This window comes from Streptomyces sp. NBC_01445, assembly GCF_035918235.1.
Lineage (GTDB): Bacteria > Actinomycetota > Actinomycetes > Streptomycetales > Streptomycetaceae > Streptomyces.
Genome location: NZ_CP109485.1, coordinates 1,132,372 through 1,151,647 on the forward strand (window position 1 = coordinate 1,132,372; position 19,276 = coordinate 1,151,647).

Sequence of the window (19,276 nt, forward strand, 5' to 3'; positions counted from 1 at the left end):
GCGCCCGCACCGGCGATCAGGCCCGCGCCACCAGCCGCTCGGCCGCAGAACGCGCGGAGGCGAGCACCGCGGACCGCTCCGCACCCCGCTGGCCGATCACGATGCGCGTGCTCAACCCGTCTAGCAGGGCGAGAAGTTGGGAGGCGCGCTCGGCGGTGTCGAGGGGGGCGAACCGCCCCTGCTTGACCCCCCGGTCCAGAAGGGTCTCGAGGTCCTCCTGCCAGCCCTGGTCCAGCTCGTCCTGGGCCTGGCGCAGCGCCTCGTCGGTCGAGGTGCGGGCCCACAGCTCGATCCACAGCGTCCAGCGCGGGTCACGCGGGCCGCGCGGCAGGTACAGCTCGACGAACTGGTCGAGCTTGCGCTCGGCGGTGACGCGCCGGGACAGCAGCGCCCTGCGTTCGTCGGCGAGGCCGCTCTCGCTCCAGCGCAGGGCTTCGAGAAGGAGGCGGTCCTTGCTGCCGAAGTAGTACAGGATGTGGCCGCCGCTGGTGCCGAGGCGCTTGCCGAGCGCCGACATCGTGAGCGATGCCAGGCCGTCCTCGGCGATGGCCGTCATCGCCTCCTCGAGCATTCGCTCCTGGGCGACCTGCCCGTCGCGCCGTCGCGCAGTAGCCGCCACAGCCGCGCCTCCCTGATCCGTGGTCCCGACACCCATGACCCTATCCGGCGAATTTCGCGAGGGGTCTTGACGTACGGGACGAGGAGGCGCATCTTGAATGCCGTTCAAGGAGTTAGAACGATATTCAAGAACAACATTCAAGGACGGCGGGATGACACAGCAGCACACCGAGGAGGCCGGACCCGCGGATGCCGGACCCGCACAGGCCGGACCGACGGTCGCCGCCACCGGTGACGAGGTCTTCCAGGTCGAGACCCACGGGATCGACCCCATCCCCGACGAGGAGCGGCACGGCGGCGCGAAGGACCTCTTCTGGCTCTGGTTCGGCTCGAACCTCACCTTCACGTACGTCATCAACGGCGCGCTCGCCGTGTCCTTCGGGCTCTCGTTCTGGCAGGCGACCGCGGCCGTCGTCGTCGGAGGCCTGGCGTTCTTCGTGATCAGCGCCGCCGGACTGAGCGGGATCCGCACCGGCACCGCGACCCTGGTGATCTCCCGCGCGCCCTTCGGCGTCCGCGGGAACTGGCCCGCCGGCCTGCTCAACTGGATCGTCTCGATCGGCTACACGATCGTGAACACCGTGGTCGGCGCGCTCGCCCTCGAAGCGTTCTGCGCTGACCTCGGCTGGCACGGCTCAACCGCCCGCGCCTTCGCGCTGGCCGTCACGATGGTGCTCACCTTCGCCGTCGCCCTGTGGGGCCACGCCACCGTGCAGTTCGCCGAGCGCTGGATGGCGTACATCCTCGCCGTGGGCTTCGCCGCACTCCTCGTCTTCCTGATCCCGGGCGCCGACACCGGCGCGTCGACCGGCGGTGTCCCCGGCGCCTCGGGCTGGAGCCTCGCGTTCGTCGTGATGCTGGCGGGACCGTTCTCGTACGTCCCGATGCCCGCCGACTACACCCGCTACCTGCCGCGCACCACCTCGCTGCGGTCGATCACCTGGAGCGGCGCGCTCGGCGGGCTCATCTCCTCGGTGGCGCTCGGTGTCGCGGGTGTCGCCGCCGCCACGCAGGCCGACATGTCGGACGCGGTGGCCGGTGCCGAGGGGCTGCTGCCGGGCTGGTTCCAGCCGCTCTTCCTCGCCCTGGTGCTCGGCGGCTCCGTCACCAACTCGATCATCACGCTGTACTCGTCGAGCCTGAACCTCCAGGTCCTCGGCATCCCGTGGAGCCGGGCCAAGGCGATCCTCATCAGCGCGGGCGTCACCGTGGTCGGCTCGCTCTACGCCCTGTTCCTCACGGATTTCACCGACTCGCTGCTGTCGTTCCTGTCCCTGCTGATCATCGTGTTCGCGCCGTGGGGCGGCGTGTTCCTCGCCGACATGGTGATGCGCCGCTGCCGGTACGACGCCCCGTCCCTGCACACCGGCCGCGAGGGCGCCTACTGGTACCGGGGCGGCTACCACCCGGCCGGGGTCGTCGCGCTGCTCGCCGGCATCGTCTTCGCCTCGCTGACCTGCGACTCCGAGCTCTGGACCGGCCCGCTGGTCGCCCCGCTCGGCGGCGCCGACCTGACGCTGCTCGGCTCGGTCGTCTCCGCCCTCGTGTACTGGGCGCTCGCCCGGCGGACCGTCGCCCCCGCCGCGTAGACCTTCTCCCGAACCACCGGTATCACCACAGGAGTTACCCCTCATGTCCCACTCCCCCGCCCCCGCCGACCTCGTCCTGCGCGGCGCACGCGTCCACACCGTCGACGCGGCGCTGCCCGAGGCGCAGGCGCTCGCCGTGCGCGACGGAAAGATCGTCTGGCTCGGAGCCGACACGGACGCCGAGACCTGGACGGGGCCCGGCACCGAGGTCATCGACGCCGGCGGGAAGCTGGTCCTGCCCGGCTTCATCGACGCGCACAACCACGTACGGCTCGGCTCCGACGACGCCTGCGTCCAGCTGGCCGGCGCGGACACGCTCGACGAGATCCACGACCGGATCCGCACGTGGCGGGCGGCGCACCCCGGCGCCGCCTGGATCGAGGCGGAGGCGTTCGACTACTCGGCGATACCCGGCGGCCGGATGCCCACGGCCGCCGACCTCGACCCGGTGACCGGCGACACCCCCGCGTTCGTCCTCAGCTACGACGTGCACACCGCCTGGCTGAACACGGCCGCGCTGCGCCGCCTCGGCATCGACAAGGACCGTACGAGCCTGCCGTTCGGAGAGGCCGCGACCGACTCCGAGACCGGTGAACCGACGGGATTCATCAAGGACTTCGCGGTGAAGGGCCTGTCCCGCGACGGGCACCGCGCGCTCAAGGAGATCGGCGTGCCGTGGGCCTCGGCCGACCGCCAGTACGGGCGCCTCGCCAAGTCCCTCGACGACGCGATCCGCTTCGGCATCACGACCGTCGTCGAACCGCAGAACTCGATCGACGACCTCGCCCTGTTCGAGCGCGCCCGCTCCGAAGGCCGGCTCCGCTCGCGGATCGTGGCCGCGCTCTTCCACCCGCGCGGCACCACCGACGCCGACCTCGACGACTTCGCCGCCGCCGCGGCCCGCCACGCGGACGACCGGCTGCGCGTCGGACCCCTGAAGCTCTACATCGACGATGTCGTCGAGCCGCGCACCGCCGCGCTCCTGGAGCCGTACGCGGGGTGCGGCCACCACCGCGGCGAGACCTTCTACCCGCCGGAGGAGTTCGCGGACCTCCTTGCCAAGCTCGACGCGCGCGGCTTCCAGTGCTTCGTCCACGCGACCGGTGACCGCGGCATCCGCACGGTCCTCGACTCCGTCGAGCACGCCCGTACGGTCAACGGTGAGCGGGACGCCCGCCACCAGGTCGTGCACGTCGAGTGCCTCGACCCGGCCGACACCGCGCGCTTCGCGGCACTGGGCGTGGTCGCCTGCATGCAGCCAAGGCACTGCGCCCCCGAGGTCGCCGGGCCGGGCAAGGACTGGGCGGAGAACGTCGGCACAGACCGCTGGCACAAAGCCTGGCCGATGCGCAGCCTCCACGAATCGGGCGCGGTCCTTGCCTTCTCCAGCGACTGGAACGTGGCCGAGATGGACCCCATGGTCGGCATCTACACGGCTGTCACGCGACGCCCGCTGGACGGCGGCGAGCCCTGGATGCCGGGCGAGACGGTGGACGTGGAGACCGCGGTGTACGGGTACACGATGGGTTCCGCGTACGCCAACTTCCTTGAGAACGAGCGGGGTTCGCTGAGCGTGGGCAAGACGGCGGACTTCGTGGTCCTGTCCCGCGACATCCTGAGCGCCGCCCCCGAGGACATCCCCGGCACCGTGGCCGAAACAGTCGTCGTGGGCGGCAAGATCGAGCACAGCGCCTGAGACCCCACACAAGTACCCGCGTACAAAACGGTCAATTAGGAAGGATAAAGTAGCGGGTCAACCTTCGTCCGCCCGAGACGCCTCAGGAGAACCACGTGACCTCAGCGACCGCCCCGACAGAATCCGCAGCAGCAGACGTCGCGTCCGAAGGGGCCGTCCCGGCGCAGGCCGGGCCCGCCGAGGCCGAGGCGAACATCTGGGTGCCGGGCGGGGAGAGCGTGTCGGAGGAGGAGGCCCCGGAGGACGCCGCGCCGGTCTCGGACCTGGTCGCCGAGGACGCGCGGGCCTTCGGCGTCTACGCCCGGACCGGCGGCTGGGCGTTCGCCCTCATGGTGGCGCGCAGCGTGCGTCCCGGCGGGCAGGCCGTGGGCGAGACGCCCAAGATCTCGGCCCGCCGGTTCAGCGAGCTGGCGGGCTGCTCGGCGGAGCGCGTCATGCGCTACTACAAGGCCTGGGACAAGGCGGCCGACGACGGTCTCGTGCCGCACCTCGAGGCGCTCACCCCGGGCCAGGACGTCGAACTCCCGGACTCCGACGCCTGGTTGACGTACTACGCGTCGCGCTCCATCGCCGTGTCGCCGCGCGGCCACGCGATCTCGGCGGCCGCCGAGGCCGAGGGCATCCGCCCGACCAAGGCCTTGGAGGTCGCCGAGAACCCGACCGCGCTGCGCGCCGCGATCCTCGCCGACCCCGGCACCGCCGAGGCGGCCAGGAAGGCCCTCATGGACCGCCTGGAAGAGGACCCCGCCCTGCGCACGGAGCTGGTCAGGGACATCGTGCGCACCGACGACCTGAAGAAGGCCGTAGCCGCCGAGGCGAAGGCCGGCGACCGGGTCGAGTACGTGCGTCAGATCGCGGAGAACGGCCAGATCAAGACAGCGGCGGGACAGAAGATCGAGGCGCCGCGCGAGCTGCGCGAGGAGGCCGAGCGCCACCTCTCCCTGATCGACGAGCTGGACGACGACGAAGAGGCCGGCGAGTGGGCGCGTGAGGCGTACGACAGCGTCCGCGAGCTCGTCACCAAGACCGTCGAGAGCGACCCCGACCTCCGGGTGAAGGAGCGCAGGGCGAAGTTCTACAACAGCCTGCAGAAGGCGACGAAGGTATTCGAGGAGCTCACCCTCGACGACGCCGAGGACGACGTCTACGAGGACGACATGCTCAAGCGCCTGGAGGACCTCCAGCAGGCCATCGCCTCGTGCATCTCGGCAATCCAGGCAAAGGTCCAGTAGGAAGCCGCCCAACCGGAGCCCCCCACAGGCGATCAGCCGCGTGCGGGGCATGGCCGGAGACAGCGAAGTCCCACGTGACGGCCAGGCGCCGACGAATCGGGAGGGGACGTGGGGGCATGTGCGCGCAGCCACCAGCACCACGCACAGGCAATCAACTGGCTGACGTGCACCCGTTGAACAACGTGCACCCGTTGGGCAGCGAGCACGTACATGCCCCCGCGGCCCCGCACCCAAAAACGCAACCGACGAGCCCGCACCGAGCCGGCGCCTGACGGCACACCTCAGCAGAACGACCACCCCGAGCCCGCACCGGACAGAAACGCATTGCCGCCGCACGCCCGCATGAACTAGGGTCTCGCCCCGTGACTGCCGGGTCGGCCTTGGGCCATCAACGAGTAGGGCACCCGGCCTCCGAGTGAGGCCGGGGCGGGCGCGAGGCCCGCCGATCTTCTTTTGCTTCCGCGATCCAGATTTCGTAAGTCCCGGAGACGAAAGAAGAGAATGCCCAACGATTTCAATCAGCACGTCATCGAAGAGTTCCGAGCCAATCGCGGCCGGCTCTCAGGCCCCTTCGAAGGTGGCCGGATCCTCCTCCTCACCACCACGGGAGCCCGCTCGGGCGCGGCGCACACCACGCCGGTCGGCTTCCTCCCCGACGGCGGCGAGCGCGTCCTGGTGATCGCCTCGGCGGGAGGCGCGCCCGGCAACCCGGACTGGTTCCACAATCTGCTGGCCACCCCGCGCGTCTCGGTCGAGGACGGCGTGTTCACCTACGAGGCGGAGGCCGAGGTCCTGACGGGAGCCGAGCGCGACACCGCGTTCGCCCGGGCGGTCGAGCGCGATCCCGGCTGGGCGGAGTACCAGGCGAAAACCTCCCGCGTGATCCCCGTGGTCGCCCTGCGGGCCGTCGAGAGCGGCCCGCCGAACGTGACGGGCGCGACGTCATGGGGCGACGGGCTCAAGGCCGTCCACGACGGGATCCGGCGTGAACTGGGCCTGATCCGCAAGGAGATGGCCGAGTCGGGCCCGGGTCTCGGTCTGGGAGCCCAGCTCCGGGTCAACTGCCTCACGCTCTGCAAGGGACTGCACAACCATCACGCCGGAGAGGACGCCGCCCTGTTCCCGTTCATCGGCTCGCGCCATCCCGAGCTCGGCGCGGTCCTGGAGCTGATGCGCGAGGAGCACGAGCGGATCGCCGCGCTCCTCGCACGTCTGCAGGAGACGGTCTCCACCGACGCCGCCGACCCCAGCCTGGTGCTCCCCGAGGTGGAACGGCTCACGGACGAACTGGAGAGGCACCTGCTGCACGAGGAGGAACAACTCATCCCGCTGCTGGACGCGGCGATGTAGGGCCGCCTCGCCAAAACCGGTCCCGGACGAGCCCCACACCGGTCACGCACCGGTCACGCAACCTCGGTGACCTTGGCCGCGAAGGCGTCCAGGTTGCTCATGGCGCGGGCGATCCGCTCATCGAGCGAGAGCGACTCCTCGTAGCGCCCGGCCCGCAGCTTGGGCTGCCGCTTGCCGCGCAGATAGAGCGAGCAGGCGAGGTCCGCGCAGAGATAGATGCCGACGGTGTTGCCCTCCCGCCCGCGCGCCCCGGCCAGGGGCGCCGCGAGGAGGGCGACACCGGAAGAGGCGTGTCCGGTCAGGCACACCTGGCACATGCTGGACTTCACGGCGCTGGTCCGACCCACCGAGGGCACCCGCAGGGTGATGCCGAGGGGCCCGTCGGGGCCGGGGCGCACCAGGTGGGCCCGCAGGGGAGCTCCCGGGTCGACCCAGCCGAGGAAATCGAGGTCCTCCCAGGGGACCTCGGCGAAGTCGAGGGGGAGCTTCATCCGGGCGGCCTCACCCTTCGTGCAGTTCACGAAGGACGCCCGGATCTGTTTCTCGTTCAGTGGTTCCACGTGCGGCGACGATACCCACTGCCGTTCGCACAAGCATCCGCATTTCCCCGCGGGTGCGGCCGGCACCGGTGCGGTCTACGGGGCGCGAACAAGCCGCGTCACGCCCGAGGACACCCCATCGGCTCCGGCCGTTCGGCACATGCCCCGTCCGCCCCGCCGGTCCGACGGCACGCCCCGACCTGACAAAACACACCCCTGGCAGAATCGGAACAACAGGGTTCGGCCAGATGTCCCTGATGGGCGGACTGGCCGATCTTCGAGTGGCCGACTGGATGCCCAAGGCATCTAATAAAGATCACCGAGGAAGACTCACCGCCTGCGAGGTCACCATGACCGTGACACCCCCCACGCCGGACACCGTCGCCTTCCCCCAGGACCGCACGTGTCCCTACCACCCGCCGGCCTCCTACGATCCGCTGCGCTCGGCGCGGCCCCTCTCCCGTGTCTCGCTCTACGACGGGCGGACTGTGTGGGTGGTCACCGGCCAGTCGACCGCGCGCGACCTGCTCATCGACCCGCGCCTGTCCACCGACCGGGAGAACCGCGCCTTCCCGATGCCCACGGAGCGCTTCGCCCTCTCCCGCAAACGGCGCATCGCCCTTCTCGGAGTCGACGACCCCGAGCACAACACCCAGCGCCGCATGCTGATCCCGAGCTTCACCCTCAAGCGAATCACGGCACTGCGGCCCCGCATCCAGGAGACCGTCGACCGGCTCCTTGACGCGATGGTCGAGCAGGGCCCGACGGCCGACCTGGTGAGCGCGTTCGCGCTGCCCCTGCCGTCGATGGTGATCTGCTCACTGCTCGGAGTGCCCTACGCCGATCACGACTTCTTCGAGGAGCAGTCACGGCGGCTGCTGCGCGGGCCGGACGTGACGGACACGGAGGCCGCGCGCGAGCAGCTCGACGCGTACTTGGGCTCGTTGATCGACCGCAAGCGGCGTGAGCCGGGCGACGGACTGCTCGACGAGCTCATCCACCGGGGGCCGGACGAGAAGGAGATCGACCGCGAGGAGCTCATCGGCCTCGCCACGATCCTGCTGATCGCGGGGCACGAGACCACGGCGAACATGATCTCGCTCGGTACGTTCACCCTGCTCCGGCATCCGGACCTCCTGGAGGAGCTGCGCTCCGCCGACTCGCTGCTGCCCGCCGCGGTCGAGGAACTGCTGCGCTTCCTGTCCATCGCCGACGGCATCCTGCGCGTCGCCACTGAGGACATCGAGGTCGCGGGCGAGACCATCCGGGCGGACGACGGGGTCGTCTTCTCCACCTCGCTCATCAACCGCGACGAAGACAGCTTCGCGGCCCCCGACTCCCTCGACTGGCACCGCCCCACGCGCCACCACCTCGCGTTCGGCTACGGAGTCCACCAGTGCCTGGGGCAGAACCTGGCACGGGCCGAGATGGAGATCGCGCTGCGGTCGCTGTTCGCGCGGCTGCCGGGGCTGCGCCTCGCGGCGCCCGCCGAGGAGATCCCGTTCAAGCCGGGAGACACGATCCAGGGCATGCTCGAACTCCCGGTCACGTGGTGACCGCCCGAGCCGCAAGAAAGGCGCAGACCGTGCGGATCCGGATCGACAAGGACAGGTGCGTGGGCGCGGGCATGTGCGCGCTGACGGCGCCGAACGTGTTCACGCAGGACGACGACGGCTTCAGCGAGGTGCTGGAGGGCCGCGAGGACGGCGCCGGTGACCCGCTGGTGCGGGAGGCGGCCCGCGCCTGTCCGGTGCGGGCCATCACCGTCGCCGACGACTGAGGACACGTACTAGGCGGGCGGTACGACGGCCACGGGACAGGGCGCATGGTGCATCACGGCATGCGCGACGGACCCGATCCGGGACCCGACGGCCGAACGTCGGGCGCGGCGGCCCACGACCACCAGCTGGGCCCCCGCCGCCGACGCGAGAAGGACCTGGCCGGCGCTGCCGATCTCGACGTGCTCCACCACCGGCACGTCGGGATACCGCGTGCGCAGCGATTCGAGCGCCTCGCCGAGCGCCTTCTTCTCGTACGGCTCCATGCCGCCGGCCTCGTCGAGCAGCCTCAGCGAGGCAGGGCTGTACGCGTACAGGGGCGGCAGTGTCCACGCGCGGACGACCCTCAGCGTCGCGCCGCGGGCGGAGGCGGTGGCGAAGGCGAACTCGAGGACCGCGCGGCTGTCCTCGGGCGCGCCCTCCTGGCCGACGACGATCTCGCGGCCCGCCGCCTCCGGTTCGGCGCGGTCGTCGGCCCTGACCAGGACGACGGCCCGCGCCGACTCGGCGATGACCTGCTGCCCGACCGACCCGACCAGGAAGCCGACGAGCGCACCGTGTCCGCGGGAGCCGAGGACGAGGAACTCCGCGTCGGCCGCGGCGCCGAGGAGCGCGGGAACGGCTTCGTCGGACGGGGACTCGACCGACAGCGCCAGCTGGGGGTGGCCGCCGGCCACGGCGCGCCCGGCCTCGTCGGCCACACTTGTGGCCCACTCGGCCTGCGCCGCGAGATCGGGCGCGGACGCCGCCACGTCCGGCAGCGGGGACCAGGCGTGCAGCAGGCGCAGCCCGTATCCGCGGCGCACCGCTTCGCGCGCAGCCCACGCCGCCGCGGCCGAGCTCTCCGGCGATCCGTCCACTCCCGCGGTGATCCAGCGGTCCATGCGCCTGCCTCTCCGTCGCAGATCAGGTCCCGACCAGTGTGCGTCAGCGAGGCGGACAACACGTCAGAACCAGCTAGGTGCCGCCGCGTGCGGCGCCGGTGGGTGCCGTGACCGCGTCGCCGAGGTACCGCGCCCAGCCACCCGCGGGTACCTCTCCGACCTCCAGCGAGCGGAGCCGGTCGAGCACGTTCGGATCCTGGGCGTCCAGCCAGTCGACGAACTGCCGGAAGGAGACGAGGCGTACGTCCTTCTTGCCGGCGATCTCCTTGAGCGCGGCCTCGACGGCGTCCATGTAGATCCCGCCGTTCCAGTCCTCGAAGTGGTTGCCGACGAAGAACGGCGCCCGGTTCGTCTCGTACGCCCTCTTGAAGCCCGCGAGGTACGACTCGATGGCCTGCTGGCGCCAGCCCGCGTAGTTGTAGGACGGCCCTCGCGTGGAGTTCTTCGACTGGTTGGCCAGGATGTTGTAGTCCATCGAGAGAACCTCGAAGGTGTGGCCGGGGAACGGGATGGCCTGGAGCGGCAGATCCCACAGGCCCTGCCGCTTCTCGGGCCAGCGCTGCACGCCGCCGGGGGACGAGGCGTCGTAGCGCCAGCCGAGCTCGCGGGCGGTGGGCAGCAGGTTGTCCCGTCCGAGCAGGCAGGGCGTGCGGCCGCCGATGAGTTCCTTGTCGTAGTCGAACGGCAGGGGGTCGTGGTCGTGCCAACCCGTGTTCGTACGCCAGGTCTTGATGAACCAGCTCGCCTGCTCGATCTCGCTGTACCACTGCGCGGGCGTCCAGTTCGCCACGGAACCGGAGCCGGCGCAGAAGTGGCCGTTGAAGTGCGTGCCGATCTCGTGGCCGTCGAGCCACGCCTGCCGGGTGTACTTCAGCGTCTCCTTGAGGTGCTCGTCGGTGAGATACCCGACGTCGGAGGCGCCCACGGGGTTGTTGGGCGGGTCGTAGAGCCGCTTCTTCGACTCGGGCAGGAGGTACAGGCCCGACAGGAAGAACGTCATGTGGGCGCCGTGGGTCTCGGCCAGTTCGAGGAAGCGCGGGAAGAGGCCTTTGCCGACCTCGCCCGCACCGTCCCAGGAAAAGATCACGAACTGCGGTGGCGTCTGGCCGGGTTCGAGGGGGAAGGGCGACTCGGGCTGGTTCGGCTGCTTGCCGGTGTACGCCGTCGATCCGTCACCGATCAGCCGTGGAGCGGCCTTCCCGCCCAGGTCGGGGGCCCGGCCGGGGCCCGCGGGCGGGCGGGCCGTGTCGTTGCCCATCCCGCATCCGGCGAGGCCCGCGGCAGCGGCGCCAAGGCCGATCCCGAGTCCCAGACCCACGGCTCCTCTGCGGCTGATCTCACTCATCGGCATCCCAACCCGCGTCCGCGAAGGACACGTTGCGCGGCCCCCTGACGACACACGCACCGTAAGTCGGATAAGCACACAATTAGTTCATTTAGGTCGGCGCGGCGGGCAAAGCGCTGTCGAAAGGGTCAGCTCTGGCCCGGGTCGCCGACGACCTTCCCCGGGTTGAACAGGTCCAGCGGATCAAGGGTGTTCTTCACCGCGCGCTGCACCGCACAGACCTCGGGACCGAGTTCCCGCCGCATGCCGCCCCGCTTGAGCAGGCCGACGCCGTGCTCACCGGTGACGGTGCCGCCCGCGGCGACCGCGGCGCCGAGCAGTTCCTCGAACGCCGCCTGCGCCGCGCGGCGCGCCTCGGTGTCCCCGGGCGGGGTGATCAGGAGCGGGTGGAGGTTGCCGTCCCCGGCGTGCGCGATGGTCGCGATCCGCACCCCGTGCCGCTGCCCGATCTCCTCGACGGTGGCGAGCATGGCGGGCACGGCCGAGCGCGGTACGCAGATGTCCTCGGTGAGCACGGGCCCCAGGCGTTCGAGCGCCGGGTAGGCGAGCCTGCGGACGTCGAACAAGGCTTCGGCCTCGACGGCGTCGGTGGACTGTTCGGCCCAGAGTGCTCCCGCGTCCGCGAACGCCTCGGCGACTGCAGCAGCCTCCGCCGCCCCCGCGTCGCCCGGCGCGTCGATCCGCGCGAGGAGCAGGGCGGCGGCGCCGGGCTCGATCCCGAGGTGCTTCCAGTCCTCGACGGCCTGCATGCAGTGCCGGTCGAGGAGTTCCAGGGCGGCGGGCTGGAGGCCGCGCCGGGTGGTGAGCGCGACGGCGGCACCCGCCGCGACGAGGCCGTCGAAGGCGCCGACGACGGTGCGGGGTTCGGCGGCGGGCGCGGGTCGAAGGCGCAGCGTGATCTCGGTGATCACTCCGAAGGTGCCCTCCGAGCCGACGAACAGGCCGGTCAGGTCGTAGCCGCTGACACCTTTCGTGGTGCGCCGCCCGAACCGGACGCGGGTGCCGTACTCGCCCGCGGGCCCGCCCATCACGGCTTCGAGGCCGAGGACGTAGTCACGGGTGACGCCGTACTTGAGGCAGCACAGGCCGCCGGCGTTGGTGGAGACGTTGCCGCCGATGGTCGACCAGGGGGCGCTGGCGGGGTCCGGCGGGTACCAGAGGCCGTGCTCGGCGACGGCCGCCTTCAGATCGTTGTTGACGACACCTGGCTGTACGACGGCGAGCAGGTTCTCGGTGTCGATCTCCAGGATGCGGTTCATCCGCGAGAGGTCGAGGACCAGGCAGCCGTCGGTGGCGTTCGCGCCGCCCGAGAGCCCGGTGCCGGCGCCACGGGTCACGACGGGTACGGACAGCGCGGCACAGGCGCGCACCACCTGCTGTACTTCGCCGGCGTCCGTCACCCGGACCGCCGCGAGCGCTCGGCCCACCAGCGCCCATTCCGCGTCGTCGTGGCTGAGCCCGGACAGCACGTCGCCGTCCTCGATCAGCGTGAGGCCGGGCAGCGCCTTGGCCAGGTCGTTCAGGAGCTCGCGGTCGGGTGCCGTATCGATGTCGCCGTCTCCTCGCGCGAGAACCGTTCGATTACGGTCGCAGTCTAAAGACGGCCCTGATCCACTTCCCGACCGGTACCCGCTCCACGATGACCTCCGCGGCGAGCGCGTGGACGATCTCGAGACCGTGCCCGCCGATGCGCCCGGGATCCCTGACGAAGAGACGGGGCACGGCGGCGCTGCTGTCGTAGACGGTGACGGCCACCTCGTCCTTCGATCCCTCGAGATCGAGGACGTACGGTCCGTGGCTGTGGCGGTCGGCGTTGGTGACGAGCTCGCTGACCAGGAGCAGCAGATCGCCGCGGGACCTGGCGTCGATCAGGGCGCACCACTCCGACCGCAGCTGCTCGAGGAACACCTCGGCGAAGGCGCGCGCGTCGGCGATGCAGCCCGGCTCTCCGGTGTACTGCGTCGCCCGGCGCAGTGGCTCGACGGGGTCGGCAGCACCGGTCGGCATCAAGGCTCCGTCCAGGTACTCGGTCATGCGGTTCTCTCAATGGGATCGGTCGGCACAGTAACTCCCCTGCAGACCTCCTGATACCCAGTGGCGCGTGCGGCAGTCATAACCGGCCGGAACGGGCGGCTCGGCGCGCCGCCCGTTCCGGTCCCGCGGTGCGCGAGGTCAGCAGCTCATTTTCCACGTGTGGGAGTCGCCGCTGTCATTGCCCCAGCTGTTGGAGGCAATCTCCTGGCCCGGGGCGAGACAGACGGTGCCGAGACCGACGAGGCCCGGGTTCTCGTAGACCTGTACGTGGTCCTTGATACCGGGGCCCGAAATGCCATGGTTCGCCCAGGAGGAGTCCTGGTCCTGGATGGGGTCCTCCCAGTCGTGGTCGTCGCCCGACCAGTTGGTGCGCTGACCGCCGAAGTCCGCGTCCGTCCAGGCGCAGAACTGGCCGCTGGGGCACGAGGCGCCGAAGGCGGCGGACGAGGTGGCGACGGCACCGCCGAGGGCGAGGGCCACGGCCGCGAGGAGCGCGGCGGCGTTCTTGATGATCACTGTGTCTCTTTCTCTTGCTACGGAGTCCGTGGCTGGTCGGTGAGGAGGTGGCTCGCGCGGGTCAGGGCGCGCGCCCGAAGGCGCTGCCAGTCGGCGATTTCGGTGCGGTGTCCGGCCCGGACCGAGGCGAGGCCGGTCTTGCGGTAGGCCGCTTCGGGCTTGAGGTTGTTGACGACGGTCGAGACCCGGAACCAGCGGCGCTGGTCGCCGTAGAGGGCGCGCTGCGCCGAGGCCAGGCAGCCGTCGGTGTGGGCGCGCACGGAGTATCCGGTCGGCAGTCTCAGGGAGAGTTCCGTGCGTCCGGCGCCGAAGAGGGCGTCGGCCAGATGTTCCTCCTGGGCCTTCGTGCCGGGCCGCCTGCCGGGGCGCGGCGGGGTGAGTCCCCGCGCGGTGAGGCAGCGGTCGGTCAGGAGCTGGGTGGCGGCCTTGACGGTGTCGTCCGGGGAGAGTGCGGGCCCGGAGTCCGGGGCCGCACAACCGGTGACGAGCAGTCCGGCCAGGGACAGTGGGCCGAGCACGGTGAGCGCCAGGAGCGGCCGTGCCCAGGGGCGCGGTCGGTGGGTCATCGGCCGATCAGCCCGCTTCGCATCCCATCTTGTTGTCGCTGATGCCGTCGAACTTGGTGGCCCACGCCTCCCAGTTCTCGTCGTAGTCGTCCTTGCGGATCTCGCGGTAGAGGCAGCTGTTCCCCGGTCCGTAGCTGATCGCGTAGACCGTGCCGTCGACGCGGGAGTCGAAGGAGTAGGCGTGGCGCTGGGTGCCGTTCTCCGCCTCGGCATAGCCGGGTGGCGCGTAGCACCAGGCCTGGCCGTGCTGGCCCGCCTCGGTCCAGAAGCAGACCTGTCCGGGGCCCGCGGCGCGTACGGAACCGGCCGGCGCGGTGGCGACGGCGGTCGGTGCGGCGAGGGTCAGCGCGGCGGCGACGCCGGCGAGAGCGGTGGTGAGCAAGGTGGTGCTGCGGCGCATTCGAGCGGCTCCGAAAGTGTGGTGACGACGCTGTGCATGACCACAATCCCCCGGCATTTACGCAGGTAAGCGCGGCGCCACTCGTACCGGCTACTAGTCATATCGGCGCCGCGCCGATCATGCGTGTGGCACGAGCGCGGCCCTGGACGCGCGGGTGCGCTGCATCCGCAGGGAGTCGATCGACTCGGCGAGGAACTCGTATTCCGTGGTGTCGTCGCGAGTGATCAGCCGGACGAGTTTTCCGTCGGCGAGTTCCTCGGCCACTTGTTCCTGCCGCTCGATATCACCGCACCAGTCGCGCAGCGCTTCGGGGACATCGGGGACGGTGTCGGCGACCGGGGCAATGGCGTGTTCGGGGAAATGCGGATTGCCGGGGCGCGGATCGAGCCGTTCGGCTATCCAGGAGGCGCGGTCGCGCAGCCACCACATCGCGAGCGGCAGAGTGGGCGCGCGGTACGTGCCGAGCGGTACGCCGACGCGCTGACCGCCGCAGATTCCGTAGGCGGTGACATGGCACAGGAATTCCTCGTGCACGCTCTCCCCCGTCGCTCGTTCGCCGCCCTGCGGGCCTCACTTTCATTCCGTGCGTTGCGCGTGGTCCGTTCGGGTGCGCCGGGTCAGGACCGGCGAAATGATCTATTGGTCGGGCGCCATTCAACTTCCTCAGAAGACGAGTATCGGCACTTCCGACGCGCTGTCACCATGCCTTTCTGGCCAGTCTCCTGGCATATTCAGGGCCCCGAATGGCCGGAATGGAACGGGTGCGCGGGTGTGAAATCGCCTCCATCGAGGAAGCAGCACGTCATGCACTCCAAGGACGTTCTCACCGACGCGTTCGGACGGATCCACGAAACGGTTCACTCGGCAGTGGAAGATCTTTCCGCCGAGGAACTCAACACCCGGCTCAATGACGACTCGAACTCGATCGCGTGGCTGATCTGGCACCTGTCACGCGTGCAGGACAATCACATTTCCGACGCCTTCCAGACCGATCAGGTCTGGCTCGCCGACGGCTGGGTCGACCGCCTCGATCTTGCCCTGCCACCCTCCGACACGGGGTACGGCCACAGCGACAAACAGGTCGCCAAAGTGCACGTCCTGTCGGCCGATCTGCTGCTCGGCTACTTCGACGCAGTGCACGAGCACACCCTCGCCCACGTGGCAGAACTGAGCGACGCGGATCTGGACCAGGTGATCGACGACACCTGGTCGCCGCCGGTCACGCTGGGCGTGCGCCTGGTGAGCGTCATCTCGGACGATCTCCAGCACTCCGGGCAGGCCGCCTATGTGCGCGGGATTCTCGAACGCCTCTGAAACCCGGTGCGCACCCCGTGTGAATCGGGCGCACCCAGTCACTGTGTTCGCACGCTTCCAGCCATCGGAACGACGCAGTCCACTACGAGAGGAACCCCGCACAGGACTGACGGCTCCTGCGCGGAGGGGCCGCCGGCCACTCCCTACCCACGCCCAGGCCGGCGGCCCCGTATCCGCGCTCCCCGGAGTCAGCCCTCCAGCCGCTCCTCGAGCCGGATCGTGACGCGCTCCCCCGCCTCCTTGCCGATCGCCTTGCGCACATCGGCCTTGACAGGCAGCTTGTGGCGGCCGTCCCCCAGAGCCATGAACGAGCTCCGGAACGGGTGTCCGTCGACCGTGCCCCTGACCTTGACCAGACCGCGCGTCCCGAAGAAGGCGGCTGATTCGGGCCATACGACATAGGTCCAGCCGCCGTCACTCGGGCTCTTCTCCAGGACGGCGCCGAACTCCTCGTTCAGGCTGCTGGACGTGCTCATATCTGCCTCCTCGGACGTCTTCCGACATCACTGAAGACCTTCCGCACGCACGGAACTCATCGCACCCGAGAGCCCTCCGCATCGACGCCGGCGCACACCCCGACAACGGTTGAGGTCTTGACAACTCGATTGGTCTGGACCAGCTTTGGGCCCTACAGCGGTGGCCACCGTTCACTCCCGCCCCCTTCACTCCCCACCGGAGGCAGTAAGTGGACCGTGCACGCAGATGGATCGAGGGCGCACTGGCCGTCACCGCGGCCGCAGCGCTCGGCGTCACCGCTCTGGCGACCACGGCGCAGGCCGCCGACATCAACGTCGCCAAGAACGCCGGATTCGAATCGGATCTGAGCAACTGGACCTGCTCCGCCGGCACCGGTTCCGTGGTCGGCTCCCCCGTGCACGGCGGCGCCCGGGCGCTCAAGGGCACACCCACCGCACAGGACACCGCCCAGTGTTCCCAGGCCGTCGCGGTCAAGCCCAACTCGACGTACACGCTGAGCTCTTGGGTCCAGGGCAGTTACGTGTACCTGGGCGCGAGCGGCACGGGCACCACCGATGTGTCGACGTGGACACCGGGGTCCTCCGGCTGGCAGCAGCTGAGTACCACCTTCACGACCGGCGCGAACACGACGTCCGTGACGGTCTACACGCACGGCTGGTACGGGCAGAGCGCGTACTACGCCGACGATGTGAGCGTGCTCGGTCCCGACGGCGGCGGTGGCGGTGGCGATCCCGTCGTCATTCCGGCAGTCCCCGCCGGACTCGCGGCCGGTACCACGACCTCCTCCTCGGTCGACCTCTCCTGGAACCCGGTCTCCGGCGCCACCGGCTACAACGTGTACCGCGACGGCTCCAAGGTCGCCTCCGTCAGCGGCGCGTCCGCCACTGCCACCGGGCTCGCCGCCGCCACCTCGTACAGCTTCCAGGTCAGCGCGACCAACTCGGCCGGTGAGTCCGCGAAGTCGGCGGCCGTCACCGCGAAGACCGCGACCTCCGGCGGCGGTGGCGGCGGCGGCACCGTGCCCAAACACGCGGTGACCGGCTACTGGCAGAACTTCAACAACGGCGCCACCGTGCAGAAACTGCGTGACGTCCCCTCGCAGTACGACATCATCGCGGTGTCCTTCGCCGACGCGACCAGCACGCCCGGGCAGATCTCCTTCACCCTCGACCCGGCCGTCGGATACGCGTCGGCCGCCGACTTCAAGGCCGACATCGCCGCGAAGCAGGCCGCGGGCAAGTCCGTGATCCTCTCGGTCGGCGGCGAGAAGGGCAGCGTGTCCGTGAACAGCGACGCATCGGCCACCGCGTTCGCCGACAGCGCCTACTCCCTGATGCAGCAGTACGGGTTCGACGGCGTCGACATCGACCTCGAGAACGGCCTCAACTCCACCTATATGTCGAAGGCCCTGCACCAGCTCTCCGCGAAGGCCGGCGCGAAGCTGGTCCTCACGATGGCGCCGCAGACCATCGACATGCAGTCCACCTCAGGTGAGTACTTCAAGACGGCGCTGAACGTGAAGGACATCCTCACGGTCGTCAACATGCAGTACTACAACAGCGGTTCGATGCTCGGCTGCGACGGCAAGGTCTACAGCCAGGGCTCGGTCGACTTCCTGACCGCGCTCGCCTGCATCCAGCTGGAGGGCGGCCTCGACCCGTCGCAGGTCGGCCTCGGCGTCCCGGCATCGACGCGCGGAGCGGGCAGTGGCTACGTGGACCCGTCGGTCGTCAACAACGCCCTCGACTGTCTGACGCGCGGCACAGGCTGCGGCTCCTTCAAGCCCGCGCGGACGTATCCGGGCCTGCGGGGCGCGATGACCTGGTCCACGAACTGGGACGCGACGGCGGGCAACGCCTGGTCGAACAGCGTTGGCCCCAAGGTGCATTCGCTCCCGTAAGACCCTGCGGCGCTCATGGCGGCACTCAGTTCAGCAGCTGCCACAGATGGGCGCAGGCGGCGTCCTCCGTGGGATGCCGCGCGATCGTCTCGTGGGTGCCGCGCTCGTACGCGCCGGTCTCCCAGCCCCCACCGGGGTCCTCGCGCAGATAGAGAAAGTCGGTGGGGGTGGGGGACGGTTCGTGGACGCCCTCGATCCAGTAGTGGGTCGAGGGCACGGCAGCCTGCCGCAGAGCGCGCTCCAGTGCGTGCCGGTCCACGAAACCGTCCTCCTGTCCCGATCTCGCTTACGCGGGCTCGAGGTAGTCGTGTTCCAGGAGCCACTTCACGTTGAGGCGCTGGCCCTCACCGGGGTTGAGGAACGCCTGATCGAGCTTGATCTGCCGGCCGCCGCCGGGCTGCTCGAACCAGGGAGCGATCGGGCCCTGCCACACGAAGAACGGCTTGGCGACCTCGTAGACGTGATAGTCGCACGCGTAGGCGGGCTCACGGGTGTTGAGGTTCTGCGGCGGCAGCGCCCGCTTCTTGTACGCGTCCCCGGCGGGCGCCAGATAGGAGCCGTACTCCGAGCCGAACCGGTCGAGGGTCTGGCCGGGCCGCAGCTCGGTGGGGCGGCGGTCGACCTGGCCGTTGGTCTCGGTGAATCCGTCGTTCGGCGGGTACTTCCAGCTGCCGGAGTCGGCGGGCCCCTCCCAGTACTTCTTCAGGAACGCCTTCGGGCTGAGCGAGCCGGTGCGGTGGTAGGCCTTCAGGAGCGGGCCGACCGGGGCCTGCCACTTCTTGGGCAGGTACTTCGGGCCGAGCCGGGCGTCGCCTTGGAACTCACCCGTGCAGGGCTCGTGTGCGGCGGTCGCGGGCGCGGACTCCGCTGCCGCTGCGGACGGCGGCGCGGTGAGCGCCACCATCGCTCCCAGGGCGGCCAGGACCAGACGTAGGGACTTCACGCGGTCGTCTCCTCGATGCTTCGACGGATCGTCAGGTCCGCATGCACACAGTGACCATGCAGACACTCAGGGAGACTATGACGATCTTCGGCTGC

At 70.1% G+C, this 19,276-nt stretch carries 21 protein-coding genes; 8 read left to right on the top strand and 13 right to left on the bottom strand.

The features are described 5' to 3' along the window. Positions 1 to 16: 16 nt before the first annotated feature. Entirely contained in the window at positions 17 to 619 is a 603-nt protein-coding gene (locus OG574_RS05475; RefSeq protein ID WP_100593235.1) for a TetR/AcrR family transcriptional regulator, read from the bottom strand. A gap of 151 nt (positions 620 to 770) precedes the next feature. Here OG574_RS05475 and OG574_RS05480 point away from each other — a divergent pair, with 151 nt between their 5' ends. The 4 genes from OG574_RS05480 (at position 771) to OG574_RS05495 (ending at position 6,485) form a co-directional block, all read left to right on the top strand. Continuing rightward, positions 771 to 2,207 (top strand): purine-cytosine permease family protein, encoded by a 1,437-nt coding sequence (locus tag OG574_RS05480; RefSeq protein ID WP_326772130.1) that lies wholly within the window; start codon positions 771 to 773, stop codon positions 2,205 to 2,207. Between the two features lie 43 nt (positions 2,208 to 2,250). Further along, entirely contained in the window at positions 2,251 to 3,903 is a 1,653-nt protein-coding gene (locus OG574_RS05485; protein WP_326772131.1) for an amidohydrolase, read from the top strand. A gap of 95 nt (positions 3,904 to 3,998) precedes the next feature. After that, on the top strand, positions 3,999 to 5,135 hold the full coding sequence (locus OG574_RS05490; RefSeq protein WP_398376798.1) for a hypothetical protein: 1,137 nt from the start codon (positions 3,999 to 4,001) through the stop codon (positions 5,133 to 5,135). A 501-nt stretch (positions 5,136 to 5,636) separates the two neighbouring features. Further along, entirely contained in the window at positions 5,637 to 6,485 is an 849-nt protein-coding gene (locus OG574_RS05495; protein ID WP_326772132.1) for a nitroreductase/quinone reductase family protein, read from the top strand. Between the two features lie 53 nt (positions 6,486 to 6,538). Here the strand turns inward: OG574_RS05495 and OG574_RS05500 are convergent, their stop codons facing one another. Beyond that, entirely contained in the window at positions 6,539 to 7,045 is a 507-nt protein-coding gene (locus OG574_RS05500; RefSeq protein WP_326772133.1) for an FBP domain-containing protein, read from the bottom strand. Positions 7,046 to 7,374: 329 nt separating this feature from the next. Here OG574_RS05500 and OG574_RS05505 point away from each other — a divergent pair, with 329 nt between their 5' ends. Both OG574_RS05505 and OG574_RS05510 read left to right on the top strand, forming a co-directional pair. Beyond that, complete coding sequence (locus OG574_RS05505; RefSeq protein WP_326772134.1) at positions 7,375 to 8,580, top strand: cytochrome P450; 1,206 nt, start codon at positions 7,375 to 7,377, stop codon at positions 8,578 to 8,580. A gap of 29 nt (positions 8,581 to 8,609) precedes the next feature. Further along, complete coding sequence (locus tag OG574_RS05510; RefSeq protein ID WP_100593829.1) at positions 8,610 to 8,804, top strand: ferredoxin; 195 nt, start codon at positions 8,610 to 8,612, stop codon at positions 8,802 to 8,804. A 9-nt stretch (positions 8,805 to 8,813) separates the two neighbouring features. Here the strand turns inward: OG574_RS05510 and OG574_RS05515 are convergent, their stop codons facing one another. The 8 genes from OG574_RS05515 to OG574_RS05550 form a co-directional block, all read right to left on the bottom strand. Next, a complete protein-coding gene (locus OG574_RS05515) occupies positions 8,814 to 9,686 on the bottom strand; it encodes a universal stress protein (protein ID WP_326772135.1) in 873 nt (290 codons plus the stop codon). Positions 9,687 to 9,759: 73 nt separating this feature from the next. Next, a complete protein-coding gene (locus tag OG574_RS05520; RefSeq protein ID WP_326772136.1) occupies positions 9,760 to 11,031 on the bottom strand; it encodes a hypothetical protein in 1,272 nt (423 codons plus the stop codon). Between the two features lie 128 nt (positions 11,032 to 11,159). Continuing rightward, on the bottom strand, positions 11,160 to 12,500 hold the full coding sequence (locus tag OG574_RS05525; RefSeq protein WP_326772137.1) for an FAD-binding oxidoreductase: 1,341 nt from the start codon (positions 12,498 to 12,500) through the stop codon (positions 11,160 to 11,162). Positions 12,501 to 12,612: 112 nt separating this feature from the next. Next, positions 12,613 to 13,065 (bottom strand): ATP-binding protein, encoded by a 453-nt coding sequence (locus tag OG574_RS05530; RefSeq protein WP_326772138.1) that lies wholly within the window; start codon positions 13,063 to 13,065, stop codon positions 12,613 to 12,615. A 138-nt stretch (positions 13,066 to 13,203) separates the two neighbouring features. Then, positions 13,204 to 13,575 (bottom strand): peptidase inhibitor family I36 protein, encoded by a 372-nt coding sequence (locus tag OG574_RS05535; RefSeq protein WP_326778372.1) that lies wholly within the window; start codon positions 13,573 to 13,575, stop codon positions 13,204 to 13,206. Positions 13,576 to 13,598: 23 nt separating this feature from the next. After that, positions 13,599 to 14,147, bottom strand: coding sequence for a hypothetical protein (locus OG574_RS05540; RefSeq protein ID WP_326772139.1), 549 nt, complete (start codon positions 14,145 to 14,147; stop codon positions 13,599 to 13,601). Between the two features lie 7 nt (positions 14,148 to 14,154). Further along, positions 14,155 to 14,547, bottom strand: coding sequence for a hypothetical protein (locus OG574_RS05545; RefSeq protein ID WP_326772140.1), 393 nt, complete (start codon positions 14,545 to 14,547; stop codon positions 14,155 to 14,157). A gap of 117 nt (positions 14,548 to 14,664) precedes the next feature. Next, positions 14,665 to 15,081 carry a hypothetical protein gene (locus OG574_RS05550; protein ID WP_326772141.1) on the bottom strand — a complete coding sequence of 139 codons (417 nt, stop codon included), beginning with the start codon at positions 15,079 to 15,081 and terminating at the stop codon, positions 14,665 to 14,667. A 270-nt stretch (positions 15,082 to 15,351) separates the two neighbouring features. Between OG574_RS05550 and OG574_RS05555 the strand changes: the two genes are divergently transcribed. After that, on the top strand, positions 15,352 to 15,861 hold the full coding sequence (locus OG574_RS05555; RefSeq protein WP_326772142.1) for a mycothiol transferase: 510 nt from the start codon (positions 15,352 to 15,354) through the stop codon (positions 15,859 to 15,861). Between the two features lie 188 nt (positions 15,862 to 16,049). On the opposite strand, the gene OG574_RS05560 is transcribed toward OG574_RS05555, so the two are convergent. Further along, entirely contained in the window at positions 16,050 to 16,337 is a 288-nt protein-coding gene (locus OG574_RS05560) for a DUF1905 domain-containing protein (protein ID WP_326772143.1), read from the bottom strand. Between the two features lie 209 nt (positions 16,338 to 16,546). Between OG574_RS05560 and OG574_RS05565 the strand changes: the two genes are divergently transcribed. Further along, positions 16,547 to 18,238: a chitinase gene (locus tag OG574_RS05565; RefSeq protein ID WP_326772144.1), complete on the top strand. Its 1,692-nt coding sequence runs from the start codon at positions 16,547 to 16,549 to the stop codon at positions 18,236 to 18,238. 25 nt (positions 18,239 to 18,263) lie between these two features. Here OG574_RS05565 and OG574_RS05570 read toward each other — a convergent pair whose 3' ends face one another. Together OG574_RS05570 and OG574_RS05575 are read right to left on the bottom strand one after the other, a co-directional pair. Further along, positions 18,264 to 18,497 carry a hypothetical protein gene (locus OG574_RS05570; protein ID WP_326772145.1) on the bottom strand — a complete coding sequence of 78 codons (234 nt, stop codon included), beginning with the start codon at positions 18,495 to 18,497 and terminating at the stop codon, positions 18,264 to 18,266. Positions 18,498 to 18,524: 27 nt separating this feature from the next. Continuing rightward, positions 18,525 to 19,181: a TNT domain-containing protein gene (locus OG574_RS05575; protein ID WP_326772146.1), complete on the bottom strand. Its 657-nt coding sequence runs from the start codon at positions 19,179 to 19,181 to the stop codon at positions 18,525 to 18,527. Positions 19,182 to 19,276 lie beyond the last annotated feature (95 nt).